This is a genomic window from Xanthomonas hyacinthi (genome assembly GCF_009769165.1).
Taxonomy (GTDB): domain Bacteria; phylum Pseudomonadota; class Gammaproteobacteria; order Xanthomonadales; family Xanthomonadaceae; genus Xanthomonas_A; species Xanthomonas_A hyacinthi.
In genome coordinates, this window is the sequence record NZ_CP043476.1 from 771,334 (window position 1) to 786,992 (window position 15,659).

12 protein-coding genes are annotated in these 15,659 nt (G+C 70.4%); 7 read left to right on the top strand and 5 right to left on the bottom strand.

The genetic code is table 11. The features are described from left to right. Positions 1-189 precede the first annotated feature (189 nt). Both FZ025_RS03570 and mrcB read right to left on the bottom strand, forming a co-directional pair. Positions 190-714 (bottom strand): tetratricopeptide repeat protein, encoded by a 525-nt coding sequence (locus FZ025_RS03570; RefSeq protein ID WP_046977278.1) that lies wholly within the window; start codon positions 712-714, stop codon positions 190-192. A gap of 17 nt (positions 715-731) precedes the next feature. Next, complete coding sequence (gene mrcB / locus FZ025_RS03575) at positions 732-3,170, bottom strand: penicillin-binding protein 1B (protein WP_046977277.1); 2,439 nt, start codon at positions 3,168-3,170, stop codon at positions 732-734. Between the two features lie 93 nt (positions 3,171-3,263). On the opposite strand from mrcB, the gene FZ025_RS03580 reads away from it, so the two are divergent. Next, a complete protein-coding gene (locus FZ025_RS03580) occupies positions 3,264-5,360 on the top strand; it encodes a glycosyltransferase (RefSeq protein WP_046977276.1) in 2,097 nt (698 codons plus the stop codon). Positions 5,361-5,735: 375 nt separating this feature from the next. On the opposite strand, the gene FZ025_RS03585 is transcribed toward FZ025_RS03580, so the two are convergent. Both FZ025_RS03585 and FZ025_RS03590 read right to left on the bottom strand, forming a co-directional pair. Next, positions 5,736-7,148, bottom strand: coding sequence for a hypothetical protein (locus FZ025_RS03585; protein WP_104557827.1), 1,413 nt, complete (start codon positions 7,146-7,148; stop codon positions 5,736-5,738). 180 nt (positions 7,149-7,328) lie between these two features. Continuing rightward, complete coding sequence (locus FZ025_RS03590) at positions 7,329-9,485, bottom strand: RelA/SpoT family protein (protein ID WP_104557629.1); 2,157 nt, start codon at positions 9,483-9,485, stop codon at positions 7,329-7,331. A gap of 243 nt (positions 9,486-9,728) precedes the next feature. On the opposite strand from FZ025_RS03590, the gene xopV reads away from it, so the two are divergent. The 6 genes from xopV to pqqE all read left to right on the top strand — a co-directional run bounded on the left by xopV (position 9,729) and on the right by pqqE (position 14,271). After that, positions 9,729-10,769, top strand: coding sequence for a XopV/AopV family type III secretion system effector (gene xopV / locus FZ025_RS03595; RefSeq protein ID WP_244292455.1), 1,041 nt, complete (start codon positions 9,729-9,731; stop codon positions 10,767-10,769). A gap of 293 nt (positions 10,770-11,062) precedes the next feature. Further along, on the top strand, positions 11,063-11,143 hold the full coding sequence (pqqA, locus tag FZ025_RS03600) for a pyrroloquinoline quinone precursor peptide PqqA (RefSeq protein WP_046979280.1): 81 nt from the start codon (positions 11,063-11,065) through the stop codon (positions 11,141-11,143). 63 nt (positions 11,144-11,206) lie between these two features. After that, the gene (gene pqqB / locus FZ025_RS03605) at positions 11,207-12,106 is read left to right on the top strand and encodes a pyrroloquinoline quinone biosynthesis protein PqqB (protein WP_046979263.1); all 900 of its coding nucleotides are present in this window, start codon (positions 11,207-11,209) and stop codon (positions 12,104-12,106) included. 25 nt (positions 12,107-12,131) lie between these two features. Next, complete coding sequence (gene pqqC / locus FZ025_RS03610; RefSeq protein ID WP_046979264.1) at positions 12,132-12,878, top strand: pyrroloquinoline-quinone synthase PqqC; 747 nt, start codon at positions 12,132-12,134, stop codon at positions 12,876-12,878. Beyond that, positions 12,875-13,153, top strand: a complete 279-nt coding sequence (gene pqqD / locus FZ025_RS03615; RefSeq protein ID WP_046979265.1) for a pyrroloquinoline quinone biosynthesis peptide chaperone PqqD — start codon at positions 12,875-12,877, stop codon at positions 13,151-13,153. Before pqqC ends, pqqD begins: the two co-directional genes overlap by 4 nt. Continuing rightward, positions 13,150-14,271 carry a pyrroloquinoline quinone biosynthesis protein PqqE gene (pqqE, locus tag FZ025_RS03620; RefSeq protein WP_046979266.1) on the top strand — a complete coding sequence of 374 codons (1,122 nt, stop codon included), beginning with the start codon at positions 13,150-13,152 and terminating at the stop codon, positions 14,269-14,271. Before pqqD ends, pqqE begins: the two co-directional genes overlap by 4 nt. Before the next feature lie 192 nt (positions 14,272-14,463). Here the strand turns inward: pqqE and FZ025_RS03625 are convergent, their stop codons facing one another. Beyond that, complete coding sequence (locus tag FZ025_RS03625; protein WP_046979267.1) at positions 14,464-15,597, bottom strand: acyltransferase family protein; 1,134 nt, start codon at positions 15,595-15,597, stop codon at positions 14,464-14,466. Positions 15,598-15,659 lie beyond the last annotated feature (62 nt).

The window sequence follows — 15,659 nt, forward strand, 5'->3', positions numbered from 1 at the left end:
ACGCCGCCGGTTCGGGTATTGGCCACCATGCAGGCGGCACATCGGCGCCATGGCGAACAGCCTGCCGCGGCGACGGCAACAGGCCGCCGATAAAAAAGCCGCTTTTCCTACGGGAAAGGCGCTTTTTCCCTCAAATCGCTCGACAGCGATTTGCCCCGGGACAGCATCCTGCCGTCCCGCGCCGCGGCCTCAATACCGCTTCACCCCCGGCACCGTACAGCGCTCGATCTGCGCATGCGCGGACGCCGCGTTCTCCTTCTGCCCGCGCGCCAGCCGCGACTGCTCGATCGTGGCCCAGTGCCGCCGGCACAGCGGGCCGGTCTGCGAGCCCAGGTCGATGGCGCGCCTGGCGAAGGCCTCGGCCTGCGCATCGTCCTTCAGCAGCAAGGCCACTTCGGCGCGGTCCTGCAGCAGCGCCGGGTCTTCCGGCACCAGTTGCAGGGCCTGGTCCAGCGCCGCCGCCGCGCCGGCCAGGTCGCCGGCCGCGCGCTTGCGCTTGGCGCTGTCGCGCAGGTCCTCGACCTGCGGATCGCGCAGCGGCTGCACGCTCAGTTCGGTGTCGTCGGCGCCGCCGCTGGCCTCGATCGCCGCCAGCCGCTGCGCCGGGGTGGTGGTGTCCACCGGCCGCGGCGGCGGGGGCGGCGGCGCGCTGACGCAGGAGGCCAGCAGCAGGCTGAGCGCGGCGATGGCAACGGTGGGGGTGTATCGGGTCATGGCAGGCATTCCGTGGATCATTGCGCCGGAGGGGTGGACGCCGCGTCGGCAGGCGGCGTTTCTTTCTTCTTGTCCAGGCCGAACCAGCTGCGCCAGCCGCCGCCATGGCTCTCTTCGCCATCGGCGGACTGCGCCTGCTCGGGCAGCGCCTGCGGCGGCGCGCACGGCGCATACGCCGGGGCGAAGCCGACCACGAACGGGAACTGGCGCGCGCCGGGACAGCTGGCGTCGGTGCTGTTGCTGCCGGCCGGGTCCATCCACTGCCAGTCGATGCCCTTGCCCTGCACCTTCAGCGGCGAACTCGGCAGCCGCGCGAAGATGCCCGACCACACCCGCATCGCGCCGGTGGCGCCGTACAGGCCGGTCTGCTTGTTCTGGTCGTTGCCGATCCAGATCACCGCCAGATGATCGCCGGTGTAGCCGGCGTACCAGCTGTCCACGCCATCGTTGCTGGTGCCGGTCTTGCCAGCCGGGGACAGCTTGCCCAGGCCGTCGCCGAGCAGCTGCCGCGCGGTGCCGTTGCTGACCACCTGCTGCAGCGCCAGTCCGACCAGGTTGGCGGCGACCGAATCGCCTGCCTGCGCCGGCGCCGGGGCCTTGTCGTAGCGCTTGAGCAGCTTGCCCTGCGGATCGAGCACACCGCGCACCGCATGCAGCGGCTGGATCTCGCCGCCGGAGGCGAGGAACTGGTACAGCTGGGTCATCGCGTACGGACTCTGGTCGGTCGCGCCCAGGATCAGCGACGGATTGTTCTCGGCCTCGAGCCCGGCCAGCACCTTGATCAGCTGCGCCACCCGCTCCGGCCCGACCTGCATGCCGATCCGCACCGTGGCCTGGTTGTACGAATGCGCCAGCGCATCGACCAGGCGCACCGTGCCGTGGCTGCGGTTGTCGGCATTGCCCGGGGTCCAGCGCTTGCCGCGGCTGAGCTGCACCGTCACCGGCGCATCGTCGACCCAGCTGGCCAGCGAGTAGTGGTCCGGCTGCGCCAGCGCCAGCAGGTACACGAACGGCTTGAGCAGCGAACCGACCTGGCGCTGCGCCTCGATCGCGCGATTGAAGCCGGGCTGCGACACGTCGCGGCTGCCAACCACCGCCAGCACGTCGCCGTTGTGGGTGTCGGTCAGCACCAGCCCGGCCTGCAGCGGCGGCCGCTTCTTGTTGGTTCCCAGCGCGGTGAGGGTGCGCGTCACCGCGCCTTCGGCATAGGCCTGCGCCGACGGCGACATGCCGGTCAGCACGCTCAGCCCGGCGCCCTGCAGCGCGCTTTCCGGGTAGTCGCGCGCCAGCTGGCGGCGCACCAGGTCCACGTAGGCCGGGAAGCGGTTGGCCGCGACCAGGCCCGGACTGGCCGGCACCCCCAACGGCGCGGCCAGCGCCTGGCGGTAGGTGGGTTCGTCGATCAACTCGCTCTCGCGCAGCTTGCCGAGCACGAAGTTGCGCCGGTCCAGCGCGCGCTCGGGGAAGCGCCGCGGGTCGTAGTAGGACGGCCCCTTGACCAGGCCGATCAGCAGCGCCACCTGTTCCGGCGGCAGCGCATCCAGTTCGCGCCCGAACCAGAATTCCGCGCCCGAGGCCACGCCGTGGATCGCCTGGCTGCCGCGCTGGCCGAGGTACACCTGGTTCAGATAGGCCTCCAGGATGGTGCGCTTGTCGTAGCGCGCTTCCATGATCAGCGCGTAAAGGATCTCGTTGAACTTGCGGGTGAGCGTCTGTTCCTTGCCGATGCCGAGCAGGCCGCTGCGCGCCAGCTGCTGGGTCAGGGTGCTGGCGCCCTGCCGGCTCTTGCCGCCGGAGCGCACCATCACCCACGCCGCGCGCAGCATGCCGCTGAGGTCGATGCCGTGGTGGTAGTTGAAGTCGCGGTCTTCCACCGCCTGCAGGCCGGTGACCAGCAGCTCGGGCACTTCGTCCACCCGCACCAGCCGCCGCTCTTCCTGCTTTTGCCCGTACAAGGTGGCGATGCGCGCCGGATCCAGCCGCGCGACAGTCAGCGACTTGCGTGTCTGCGCATCGCGCAACGCCGCCACGCGGCCGCCGGACAGGCTCACTTCCACGCGCCGGGGCGCGACCCGGCCATCCACGTCGATGTAGCCGCGGCTGGCGATGACGAAGCGGCTGCCGTCCTGCTGGTAGCTGCCGGGGCGCTGCGCGCCGGCGTCCTCGCGGTAGCTGGCCGCGTCCAGCTCGGTCTTCAGCGTCTGCGCGTCCATCGCCGTGTCCGCCGCCAGCGCCAGCGGGCGGGCGTAGACCCGGGTCGGAATCTGCCAGCGCAGCTCGCCGAAGCGCTGCGTCACCTGCTTGTTCAGATAGACCGTGTACGGGATCAGGAAGCCCAGGCCCAGCGCGGTCGCGGCCAGGCCCCAGGTGAGCAGGCGCCGGCGCCAGGGCGAGGCGCCGCTGTCGAGATCGTCGGTGTCCTGATCGTCGGTATCGTCGTCGTAGCGTCGTGGCACGGGGATGCGAGAATGTAAATTCCGGCGAGTCTAGCGCAGGCCAGCAGGCAGCGCGGCGCGGGGTCCCATTTGTTTAAGCTGGAGTTGCAACGGATGTCGATGTCCTGGGCGAACCTGCGCTACGCCCTGAACCGTTTTGCCGGCCTGCTGCGGCGCGGCCTGGCCAGCCTGCGCTCGCGCGGCTGGCGCAGCACCTGGCAACGGCTGCGGGTGCATGCGCAGCCGTTGCCGCCGCCGCGGCGCACGCTGTTCGCGGTCGCGCCGCAGCCGTTCGCCGCCTTCGCCGTGCCGGCCAGCGACGCGCCGCTGGCCAGCATCGTGATCCCGGTCTACAACCATGTCGCGCATACCCTCGCCTGCCTGCGTGCGTTGGCCGCGCACCCGCCGGCGGCGGCCTGCGAAATCCTGGTGATCGACGACGGCAGCAGCGACGAGACCGTGCAGTGGCTGCCGCAGATCCACGGCCTGCACTACCACGTGCGGGCGCGCAACGGCGGCTTCATCGCCACCTGCAACGACGGCGCGGCGCGCGCGCGCGGCCGCTACCTGGTGTTCCTCAACAACGACACGGTGCCGCAGCCGGGCTGGCTGGATGCGCTGCTGGACACCTTCGCGCAGGTGCCGCAGGCCGGCCTGGTCACCGCGCAACTGCTGTACCCGGACGGGCGCCTGCAGGAAGCCGGCGGCGTGGTCTTCGCCGACGGCAGCGCCTGGAGCTACGGCCGCTTCGAATCGCCGGAGGACCCGCGCTACGCCTACCTGCGCGACATCGACTACGGCGCCGGCGCGGCGCTGGCGATCGAGCGCGAACGCTTCCTGGCGCTGGGCGGTTTCGACACGCGCTACCTGCCGGCCTACTACGAAGACACCGACCTCGCCTTCGCCGTGCGCAAGGCCGGACTGCGCACCCTGCTGCAGCCGGCGAGCCAGGTGGTGCACGACGAGGGCACCAGCAACGGCACCGATACCGGCAGCGGCATCAAGGCCTATCAGGTGCGCAACCGCGGCGTGTTCGCGGCCAAATGGGCCGATGTGCTGGCGCAGCAGTTGCCGCCCGGCACCGTGCCGACCCCGGCACGGCTGCACCGCCATCAGCGCCAGGTGCTGATCCTCGACGAGGCGCTGCCGCAGCCGGATCGCGACTCGGCCTCGCTGCGCCAGCTCAACCTGATCCGCCTGCTGCTGCAGGAAGGCGCGCACGTGGTGTTGGTGCCCAGCGGCCGCGCGCACGCCAGCCGCCACAGCGAGGCGCTGCAGCGGCTCGGCGTGGAGGTGTGGTATGCGCCGTACCTGAAGAACCTGAGCTGGTTCCTGCAGCAGCACGGCGCGCGCTTCCATGCGGTGCTGCTGGTGCGCCACCACGTCGCCCACGCCTGCCTGCCGCTGTTGCGCCGCTTCGCGCCGCAGGCGCGGCGGCTGTTCGATACCGTGGACCTGCACTACTTGCGCGAACGCCGCGGCGCCGAGCTGGCCGGTGACGCGCGGCTGCTGCGCGAGGCCGAGCGCACCCGCGCGCGCGAGCTGGAGGTGATGGCCCAGGTCGATGTCACCGTGCTGGTCAGCGGGGTCGAGCGCGGACAGCTGCAGCGCGAGGCGCCGCAGGTGCGCACCGCGCTGATTTCCAATTTGCACGAGGTTGCCGGACCGGGCCTGCCGTGGGCGCAGCGTCGCGACCTGGTGTTCGTCGGCGGCTTCCGCCATGCGCCCAACGCGGATGCGGTGCGCTGGTTCCTGCAGGAGGTGTTCGCGCCGCTGCGCGCGCTGCTGCCGCAGCTGCGCTTCCACTGCATCGGCGCCGACCTGCCCGACGAGATCCGCCGTCTCGGTGCGGCCACGCCCGGGGTGGAATTGCTCGGCTACGTGCCGGACATCGGCACCTACATGGACGACATCCGCATCGCGGTGGCGCCGCTGCGCTTCGGCGCCGGGGTCAAGGGCAAGGTCAACCTGAGCATGGCGCATGGCCAGCCGGTGGTGGCCACACCGTGCGCGGTGGAAGGCATGCACCTGCGCCACGGCGAGGACGTGCTGATCGCCGAGACCGCGCCGCAGTTCGTCGCCGCGCTGGCGCAGCTGTACACCGACGAGGCGCTGTGGAACACGCTGGCCGGCAACGGCCTGCGCAACATCGCCACGCACTTCTCGCTGGACGCAGCGCGCGCCACGGTGCGCCAGGTGTTTCTGGACTAGGGCTCTGCGCAGCTGTCGGTCTCTGCCGGCCAGCGCATAGGGAGAGGCTCGGAGCGGCCAGAATGACCGGCCGCCGCTCAACCGTATCGCGTCGGGGCTGAAGCCCCTCCCACAGTGCACCCAGCACGCCTGCCGCAGCCCCCTGTAGGAGCGACTTCAGCCGCGACGCGGGAGTTTGGAACTGCCGCGGCTTCGGACGCGGTCCAGGCTGAGCCTGCAATGCACCAACCAGCCCCGGCAGGAGCGGTTCCGGGTGGCCTCGGGCCATCGACCGCCACACACAGCTGCGAAACAACGCGCTTCGACAGCCATAGGAACCAATCCCAAGGCCCAGACGGCCCTCCTGCAGGAATCGAGGTCCCCGCGCAACGCCGCTCAACGCCCAGGCGACAGGCTGCGCAAGCGGCGCGCGAACGCCGCCAGCTCCGGCGTGGCCGGATCGATCGCGCGAGCGCGGCTCAGCGCCTGCCGCGCGAAGTCGGCATCGCCGGCGCTCAGGCGCTCGTCGCCGACCGCGAGCCAGCGCTGCGCCAGACGCCGGCGCGCCGCGGCCACGCCGTTGCCGCCCGGCGCCAGCGCGCGCCAGGCGTCGTAGCACGCGCTCGCCGCCAGCACCCGGTTGCCGCGCAATTCATCGTCGAAGCAGCGCCGCAGCGCCGCCAGCACGCGCTGCTCGGCGCTGCGCACGCGCGCATCGCGCGGCGCCAGCACCTGCGCCGCGAGCAGGGTGTCGTAGGCGCTGGCGCCGGGCGGGGTCAGCCAGTCGCCACGCGCTTCGGCCGCCTGCAAGGCCGCCAGCAAGGCCTGCAGGCGCCGCTCGCGCTCGGCCGGCGACAGCTGCGAATGCAGCGTGGCCTGGCGCTGCCGCGCCCGCGACAGCGCCTGCCGCGCGTCGGCCAACGCACGGTTGTCGGGCGCCACCGCCTGCCCCTTCTGCAGCGCACGCTCAGCCTCGGCGAAACGGAAATCGGCGGCCGCGCGCGTGGCCTGCGCCGCGTACGCCGCGGCCACGCGTTCGGCGCCGTCGCGCGCCCCGGCGGCATCGGGAGCGGCGGCGCGCAGCTTGGCGAAGGCGCGCGCCGCCGCGTCCAGCCGCTGCCGGCGCAGGGCCGACTCGGCCTCGCGCTGCAAGGCTTGCAGCGCGCGATTGAGCGCGGCCTGCGCCGCCGGCAGCTCGACGTGCCCGGGGTCATAGGCGCGGGCGCTGTCCACCAGTGCTGCGGCGGCCGCCACCTCACCGCGCGCCAGCGCCGCCTGCGCGCGCTGCAGCAGTTCCGACAGCGCATCCTCGCGGCCTTCCAGCGCTTCGGTGCGTTCCGGAGCGAACTCCAGCACCTGCCGGTACAGCGGCAAGGCCGCGTTGGGCGCGCCATCCAGGCGGCCCTCGCGGCGCGCCTGCGCCGCCCGTTGCAGCAGTTGGTCGAGGCCGGCATGCGCGGCCTCGCGCTGGCGCAAGACGGCGTCGATGCGGTCGGCCTCGGCGCGCGGCACCTGCAGCGCGCGCGCCAGCGCCAGCGCCGAGCGCACCTGCGCATAGCGCCCGACGGCCAGCGCCGCACGCGCCTGGCCGAGCGCGGCGCGGCCGGTCGCGGCGAGTCCGGCGCGCGCCTGCAGGCGGTCGCCGTCCAGCGCCAGCGCCGCCTCGAAGCGCTCGCGCGCGCCGCTGCCGTCGGCGGCGCTGAGGCGGCCGGCGCGCAACGCGGCGTTGCCCTGGTCGAGCAGTTGCTGGATGCGCGTCTCCGGCCACAGCAGATCGGCCAGCGGGCGGCGGAACATCACCAGCGCCATCGCCGCCAGCAGCAAGGCCGCCAGCGCCCAGCGCCAGACCCGGCGATCGCGCCACAGCGGCACCGGCCGCGGCGGGCGCCGGGGTTCGTCCCTGACCTGATCTGGCGGCGTGCTCACCGCACAAGCTTAGCGCGCGTGCCTGGCAAGACCATGCATGCGCCCGGCCCGCGCGGCCGGCGTTCAACCCAGGCGCCGCGCCTCATCCACGCCGGGCAGCGCGTCGAGCTTGCCGAGCAGGGTCGACAGCTGGCCGTAGTCGCCGACCTTCAAGCGCAGCCGCAGCTGGGTGCGGCCGCTGTCGCGCACGTTGTCGCTGTTGATCTCCAGCACGTGGGCATCCTCCTGCGCGATCAGGTTGGTGATGTCCTTGAGCAGCCAGCGCCGGTCCATCGCCCGCACCAGCACGTCGACCTCGTAGCCGCCGCCGGCCTGGCCCCACTCCACCGGCAGCACCCGTTGCGGATTGCCGGCGGCGAGCCGGGCGAAGACGGCGCAGTCGATGCGGTGCACGGTGACGCCGCGGGTGCGGGTCAGGTAGCCGGCGATCGGCTCGCCGGCGACCGGCTGGCAGCAGCGTGCCAGCTGCACCAGCAGATTGCCCACGCCCTGCACGGTGAACTTGGACTTGGTCAATCCGCTGCGGCGTGCGCTCGGCCGCGGCGGCGCCGGCGCGGCCGGCTGCGCCACGGCGCGCTCGGCCTCGTGCAGGGCGCGGCCGACCTGGCTGGGGCCGACGTCGCCGAGCGCGACCTGGATGTACAGCTCCTCGATGCCGTCGGCATGGAACTTCTTCGCCGCCGGCAGCAGGTCGGCGTGCTGCAGGCCCAGGCGCTTGAGTTCGCGTTCGAGCAGGTCCTTGCCGGCCTGCACGTTGCGCACACGATCGAGCTTGTGGAACCAGGCACGCACCTTGTCGCGCGAGCGGCCGCTGGCCAGGTAGCCGTTGGCCGGCAGCAGCCAGTCGCGGCGCGGCGCGGCCTCCTTGCCGGTCAGGATCTCGACGCGGTCGCCGCTGCGCAGCTTGTGGGTCAGCGGCACGATGCGGTTGTTGACCTTGGCGCCGCGGCAGCGGTGCCCGACCATGGTGTGCACGTGGTAGGCGAAATCCAGCGGCGTGGCGCCCTGCGGCAGATCGATCACCTCACCCATCGGGGTCAGCGCATAGACCCGGTCCTCGACCAGCTCGGCATCGAGCGCGCCGGCCAGCCCGCCCTGCTCGCCGTCCTGCGACTGTTCCAGCAGCTGCCGCATCCAGGTGATCTTGCGGTCGAACGCCTTCTCCGCGCCCTTGCCGCCTTCCTTGTATTTCCAGTGCGCGGCCACGCCCAGTTCGGCCTGCGCGTGCATCTCGTGGGTGCGGATCTGCACCTCGATCGTGCGCCCTTCCGGGCCGACCACGGCGGTGTGCAGCGAGCGGTAGTCGTTGGCCTTGGGCCGCGCGATGTAGTCGTCGAACTCGCTGGGCACCGGCGCCCACAGCGCGTGCACCACGCCCAGCGCGGCATAGCAGGCGGCGACGTCGTCGACCATCACCCGCACCGCGCGCAGGTCGTACAGCTGGTCGAAGGCCAGCCGCTTCTTCTGCATCTTCCGCCAGATGCTGTAGATGTGCTTGGGCCGGCCGCTGATCTCCGCATGCAGGCCCTGCTCGCCCAGCGCCTTGGACAGGATCTTCTTGACCGCCTCGATGTAGCGCTCGCGCGCCACCCGGCTCTCGTCCACCTCGCGCGCGATGCGCCGGTAGGTGTCCGGCTCCAGGTGGCGGAACGCCAGGTCCTCCAGTTCCCACTTCAACTGCCAGATGCCCAGGCGGTTGGCCAGCGGCGCGTGGATGTCGCGGGTCAGCTGCGCCAGCGCGCGGCGCTGCGCCTCGGGCAGCTTGTCGGCCACGCGCATCTTCGCCAGTTGCCGCGCCAACAGGATCGGCACCACGCGCAGATCCTGCACGATCGACAGCAGCAGCCGGCGCAGGCCCTCGCTGTTGCGCCCGGCCTCGCGCCCGGCGTGCAGCGCCCAGACCTGGTCGGCCGCGTCCTGTCCATCGAGCAGGCCACCGACCGCCTGCGCGCGTGCCGGCGGCGCGACCGGCAACTGCGCCAGCTGCGCGCGCAACCCCGGCAGGTCGAACAGCAACGCGGCCAGCAGCGCCGCTTCGTCGGCAGACAGCAGCGCCAGCGCGTCCAGCGTATCGGCCAGCACCGGCCACGGCGCGCGCGCGGCCGGTTCCGGCTGCGCATGCCAGGCCTGCAGCAACGCCTCGCGCAGCGCGGGCGCCAGCGCTGCGGCAGCCGGACGCTGCAGCAGCGCCTCCAGGCCGTGATGAGCGAAGAGAGTCAAGGAGCGAGGGTCGCGATGAGGGATGCCGATACACTAACCCGCTTGCGCTGCGCGTCACAATCGCCCCGGCCCGAGCAGCGCCCCCCAGGATTCCGGGCCAGGCGCGCGCGCTGCCGGCTTGCGCCGCGCGGCGCGGCGCAAGCCGCCACGTTTTCGCCTGCGCCGATGACATTTCGTCTCTGCCGCTCGATCGCGCAGCGCCTCGTCCTAGGCTCATGCACCGCCTTTCGGTCGAACGACGCCATGAAAATCAACACCGACAGCCCCCTCAGACAATCGCATTCGGAACCCGCGCGGGCCGGCAGCCACGGCGGCGGCGGCATCCGGCAAGCGGACGCCAGCTCCGGATCCGTCGTGGACGCCGCCTTCTCGCCGCTGCCGAAAGCAGCGTCGCTACGCCGCACACGTTCGCTCCCGGCCATGGCGCTCGGCGCGCCGCTGCCCAGCGCACGGCTGGATACGCTGTTCGGCAGCTGCCAGCCTGCCCGCGGCAAGATCCAGAAAGAAGCCGGCGGCCTGGTCAAGAAAACGCCGATCCAACCACAGGAAGTCGAGAATCTCGGCGAGGGCCTGGGGCGGGTCAAGATCAATCCGACCCGGATCGTGGTCGCCACCGCACAGCCTTTGCGCAAGCGCGCCGGTGCGGCAACCGCCACTGCCGCCGCCCGGGCGGCGGCTGAGCGGTTGCAACTGAGTGCGGAAGAGCTGCAGAAGATCGCCGAGCTGCCGGTCGCCATCCGTACCCAGGAACAGATCGAGAAAATGCAGCCCCACGTTCCAGGCGCGAGGCTGGCGCAGTGCCTGAACCTGGACGCGCTGCGCGAGCGGCGGGTTGAATACAAGTGGAACATTACCGGAAACGGCAGCCTGATCATCGGCGAGTCCCATCCGAATCACGAACTCACCGGCGACATGAAGAACAAGCAGGTACGCAAGCGGGCGCAGCCGTTCGCACAGGGGCATGTCACCCTGGTCGGCGGCCAGCAATGGAACACCCCATGGGAAAGCAACCGCATCCTCCCCGAATCCAGGATCTGCGGCACGCTGTACTACGATGAGGACAAGAAGCTCTGCATCGACAACGACTCTGGCCGGTTCAGCGAATACGCGGACCGCACCACATCGCAGCTGGCCAATGTCGCGGCGCTTTTCGGGGAACTGGGCTTGGAGGTGGAAACCGCGTGGATGCAGAAAACCCCGATCGCGCTGTCCAACAAAACCCACCGCGCAGACGCCACCGCCCATTCGGCGACCGCGCCGTCCTCGGCCGACGCGTGTTCCTGATGTTCCTGATGCCGCGGAGGCTGCCTGACGGACCGGAAGCGGCCACCCTGCACGCCGGGCGTCGTCCGTCCGCTTTGCCGCCATTGGCCGGCCATCGCCCGCCAATGGCAGCGCGCCTGCGTCCGACGCACCTTTAGCGCAGTGTGATCGGACTTACATTTGCCAACTGTTTCACTGAAACTTCACAACAGCCGTCAAGTCCCTGCCTATTCTGCTCGCGACGCGCACTCGTCGTTGCGGCGAATGTAGAGCGTCGCTGGTGAGCTGTTCGAACCCTTCCAAGAGGTATGGCGATGAAGACATGGAACAAGCCTGTGATCCGCGAAATCTGCGTCGGTGCGGAAATCAACTGCTACGCCTCCGGCGAGCTTTGATCGCGTGTCAGCCGCGTTGCCGAGACGATGCGTGACCGGCCAGGCGTCGTAGGCGGAGACCGGATGCACCTCATCGTATTGGGATCGGCGGCCGGCGGGGGGCACCCGCAATGGAACTGCCATACGCCCGCGAGCCTGCGGGCGTGGCAACAGCTTGCGGGTGCCCAGCGTCGCACCCAGGCCAGTATCGCGGTCAGTGCCGACAACCAGCGCTGGCTGCTGATCAACGCCTCGCCCGATTTCCGCCAGCAGCTGCTGGCGACCCCGGCGCTGTGGCCGCAACGCGACCTGCGCCATTCCCCGATCGCAGCGGTGCTGCTGACCAGCGGCGAGATCGACCATATCGCCGGCCTGCTGTCGATGCGCGAAAGCCAACGCTTCGACCTGTATGCCAGCGGACGCGTGCTCGACCTGCTGGCGCAGAACCCGGTGTTCGACGCGCTGCACCCGGCCTACGTGCAACGCCATGGCTTCGCCCTGGACACGCCGCTGGCGCTGCTCGGCCTGCAGGTGACCCCGTTCGCGGTGCCGGGCAAGGTGCCGCTGTTCATGGAGAGCCGCCACAGCGGCGACCTGGCCGGTTCCGATGAAGAGACCCTGGGCCTGACCATCGACGACGGCCGCCATCGCATCCACTACATCCCCGGCTGCGCGGCGCTGACCGACGCCTTGCGTGCGCGCCTGCGCGGCGCCGAACTGGTGTTCTTCGACGGCACCCTGTGGCGCGACGACGAACTGGTGCGGCTCGGGGTCAGCGCCAAGACCGGCCAGCGCATGGGCCACCTCAGCATCGACGGCGAGGCCGGCACCCTGCGCGGGTTCGCCGACCTGGACGTGACACGCAAGGTCTTCATCCACATCAACACCACCAACCCGATCCTCAACGCCGGTTCGGCCGAACGCGCAGCGGTGGCCGCGCACGGCTGGGACGTCGCCCACGACGGCATGGACATCACGCTGTGAAACATCCGCCTGTGAGCATCCGCCCGTGAGCGCATTGCTGAGTCCCGAGCAGCTGGAAGCGGCACTGCGTGCGATCGGCGCGCGCCTGTACCACGATCAGCATCCGTTCCACGCGCTGCTGCACAGCGGCCGGCTCGAGCGCGGCCAGGTCCAGGCCTGGGCGCTGAACCGCTACGAATACCAGCGCTGCATCCCGCTGAAGGACGCGGCGATCCTGGCGCGGATGGACGATCCGGCGCTGCGCCGGATCTGGCGCCAGCGCATCGTCGACCACGACGGCAGCGCCGACGGCGAAGGCGGCATCGCGCGCTGGCTGCACCTGACCGACGCGCTGGGCCTGGACCGCGAACTGGTGCAGTCCGGCCGCGCGCTGCTGCCCGGCACCCGCTTCGCGGTGCAGGCCTACCTGCACTTCGTGCGCGAGAAGAGCCTGCTGGAAGCGATCGCCTCGTCGCTGACCGAACTGTTCGCGCCCGGCATCATCGGCCGCCGCGTGGCCGGCATGCTGCAGCACTACGCTTTCGTCTCGCGCGAGGCGCTGGCGTATTTCGAGCACCGCCTGCACGAGGCGCCGCGCGATTCGGACTTCGCCCTGGACTACGTCAAGCGCCACGCCGACACGGCGGAAAAGCAGCAACTGGTGCAGGACGCGCTGCGCTTCAAGTGCGGCGTGCTGTGGTCGCAGCTCGATGCGCTGCACTTCGCCTACGTGCAACCCGGCGTGGCCTGGCCGGAGGCGTTCGTCGCCGCACCGGCGCAGGCGGCGGCATGAGCGCCGCGGCGCCCGACAGCTGCCCGCGCCTGGCGGCCGGCGTGCGCCTGCAGCACGACCGCACCCGCGCGCAATGGGTGCTGCTGGCGCCGGAACGGGTGATCGAACTGGACGCGATCGCGCATGCGATCGTGTCGCGCTGCGACGGCGTGCGCTCGCTGGCGGCGATCGCCGCGGAACTGGCCGCGCAGTTCGAGGCCGACCCGTCCGAGGTCGAGCGCGACGTGCTCGAACTGGCCGCGCAGTTGCACGACAAGCGCCTGCTGCGCGCATGAACGCCGACGTGCCGCCGCCGCTGTCGCTGCTGCTCGAGCTGACCCACCGCTGCCCGCTGGCCTGCCCGTACTGCTCCAACCCGATCGCCCTGGCCGGCCTGCGCGAGGAGATGGACACCGCCGGCTGGCGTTCGGCGCTGGACCAGGCCGCGGCGATGGGCGTGCTGCAGGCGCATTTTTCCGGCGGCGAGCCGATGCTGCGCAAGGACCTGCCCGAGCTGGTCGCGCATGCGCGCGGGTTGGGCCTGTACAGCAATCTGATCACCTCCGGCGTGGCCGGCGGCGCGCCGATGCTGGCGCAACTGGCCGCCGCCGGGCTGGAACACGTGCAACTGAGCGTGCAGGACGCCGACGCCGCCGGCGCCGACCGCATCGCCGGCTACCGCGGCAGCCTTGCAAAAAAGCGTGAGTTCGCCGCCGCGGTGCGCGCGCTGCAGCTGCCGCTGACGATCAACGCGGTGATCCACCGCCACAACGCCGAACGGGTGCCGGCGATGATCGAACTGGCACTGGAACTGGGCGCCGAGCGCCTGGAAGTGGCGCATACCCAGTACTACGGCTGGGGCCTGCGCAACCGCGCCGCGCTGATGCCCAGCCGCGCGCAGATCGACGCCACGGTGGTCGCGGTGACCGCGGCGCGCGAACGGCTGCGCGAGCGCCTGGCCATCGATTTCGTCACCCCCGACTACTACGCGCACCGGCCCAAGGCGTGCATGGGCGGCTGGGGCCAGCGCTTCGTCAACATCTCCCCGCGCGGCGACGTGCTGCCCTGCCACGCCGCCGAAACCCTGCCGGACATGGTGTTCGAAAACCTGCGCGAGCGGCCACTGGCGGCGATCTGGCGCGACGGCGAAGCGTTCGCCCGCTACCGCGGCACCGCGTGGATGCCGCAGGTGTGCCAGGGCTGCCCGAAACGCGAGATCGACTGGGGCGGCTGCCGCTGCCAGGCGCTGGCGCTGAGCGGCGACGCGGCCACGCTGGACCCGGTGTGCGAACGCGCCCCGGCGCACGCTGAACTGCAGGCGCTGGCGCAACGCGAAGCGGCCGCCGCCGCACCGGCGTTCGTGTATCGGCGGCCGGCGCGCGCGCCGGCCACAGCCGCGGCCGCCGACGACTGAGCTGTCGAGGCGGCGTCGCCAGCGGCGATCCCCCAGGCCTTGCGCATCCACGACTTGCGACTACATTGCGGCGCATTCCGCTGCCCGGATTGCCGCCACGTCCATTGCGCGCCTGGCTTCCATGTTGAAGAACCACGGCTTCTTCGGCGTCGGCAGCCACGATGGAAAAGTACAGGCAGCAAAAAGCAACCGTCATTTCAAAAGACGACCGGAGCGCGGAGGCTTCTCCCTCATCCCGAAAACAAGACGCAGCCCTGCAAACCTGCGCAGGCATCCTTCGTAGAGCCCAAGGCACGCGGCCATGCTGAGGAGCAGGATGACGAAGTATTTGATCCATGGCCCCCACGAACACTGGATGACGTAGTAGCCGATCACGACAATGATCGTCTGGTGCAGGATGTAAAAGGGATAGCTGGCGTCTTTCGCCCAGGCAAGCACCCGGTTCGTCCGCGAGAGATAGCGGTAGCCGTAACCGAGAAACACCATCATCCATAGCCAGGTGAAGACATTGGCGCCAACCTGATCGATCAGGGAGTCGTGCTCGATGACCCCCAGACTGAACAGCGAGATCAGCAAGAAGAACGCCGCCAGCCCCAGGACGAGCGACCACCTGCGGACATCGGAGAGCCACTTCCAGACACCGGGCATGGATGCCATGAAGTATCCATATGCCGTCAGCAGCAGGTAGTGGCCGAAGATGTACCAATCGCTGACGAAATTGTGCGTCTCCGGGAACCGCAGCTTCAGAAAAGCTTCGTTGATGCCGAGCGGAATTCCCAGCAGGAAAAGCCACGTTCCTGGCGCAATTTGCGTTGCGGCCCGCCTCCACCACAGCATCGCGGGAAGCAGCAACAGTACGTACGCGTAGAGGTACAGGATGAACCACAGGTGGTGCCAGCCGAAATCCCCGGCCGGGTAGAATTTCAATTGCAGAACGCGTGTCAGGTAGAAATCCAGATAGCTTCCGCTCCATTGCCCATGCAGCAGCCGCTCGTAGTAGATCTGCGGCGGCACGACCAGGAACATGCCGACGATCAGCGGCAAAAGCAGTTTCTTCGTCCGTTCCTGCAGGAACTGCCCGGTACTGCGCCGCTGCAGCGCGAACCACATGCCGGCCCCTGCGATGACGAACAGCAACGGCATGCGCAAGCGGTGGGCGATATCCATCGGCCATTGCAGCGACGGAATGGTCTGGCTGTTGACGATATGCCAGCCCCAGCCGACGAAGATCATCCCGGTATGGAAGAAGAACAGCACGAAAATGGCGATCACGCGCAACCAGTCCAGGAAGTCGTAGCGCTCCTGCGGGTGTGTGGTGGCAAGCATCGATTGGGCCCCTGTCTCCGCGATACCGTGGAGCCTGAGCGAACGGCAGCCGGCCCGCAGCG

Excerpts from the sequence above, each read along its gene's own strand:
- FZ025_RS03570 (WP_046977278.1), bottom strand. The coding sequence starts at position 714 with ATGACCCGATACACCCCCACCGTTGCCATCGCCGCGCTCAGCCTGCTG.
- FZ025_RS03580 (WP_046977276.1), top strand. The coding sequence starts at position 3,264 with ATGTCGATGTCCTGGGCGAACCTGCGCTACGCCCTGAACCGTTTTGCC.
- FZ025_RS03625 (WP_046979267.1), bottom strand. The coding sequence starts at position 15,597 with ATGCTTGCCACCACACACCCGCAGGAGCGCTACGACTTCCTGGACTGG.
- pqqE (WP_046979266.1), top strand. The coding sequence starts at position 13,150 with ATGAACGCCGACGTGCCGCCGCCGCTGTCGCTGCTGCTCGAGCTGACC.
- pqqB (WP_046979263.1), top strand. The coding sequence starts at position 11,207 with ATGCACCTCATCGTATTGGGATCGGCGGCCGGCGGGGGGCACCCGCAA.
- pqqA (WP_046979280.1), top strand. The coding sequence starts at position 11,063 with ATGAAGACATGGAACAAGCCTGTGATCCGCGAAATCTGCGTCGGTGCG.
- xopV (WP_244292455.1), top strand. The coding sequence starts at position 9,729 with ATGAAAATCAACACCGACAGCCCCCTCAGACAATCGCATTCGGAACCC.
- pqqD (WP_046979265.1), top strand. The coding sequence starts at position 12,875 with ATGAGCGCCGCGGCGCCCGACAGCTGCCCGCGCCTGGCGGCCGGCGTG.
- FZ025_RS03585 (WP_104557827.1), bottom strand. The coding sequence starts at position 7,148 with ATGGCGCTGGTGATGTTCCGCCGCCCGCTGGCCGATCTGCTGTGGCCG.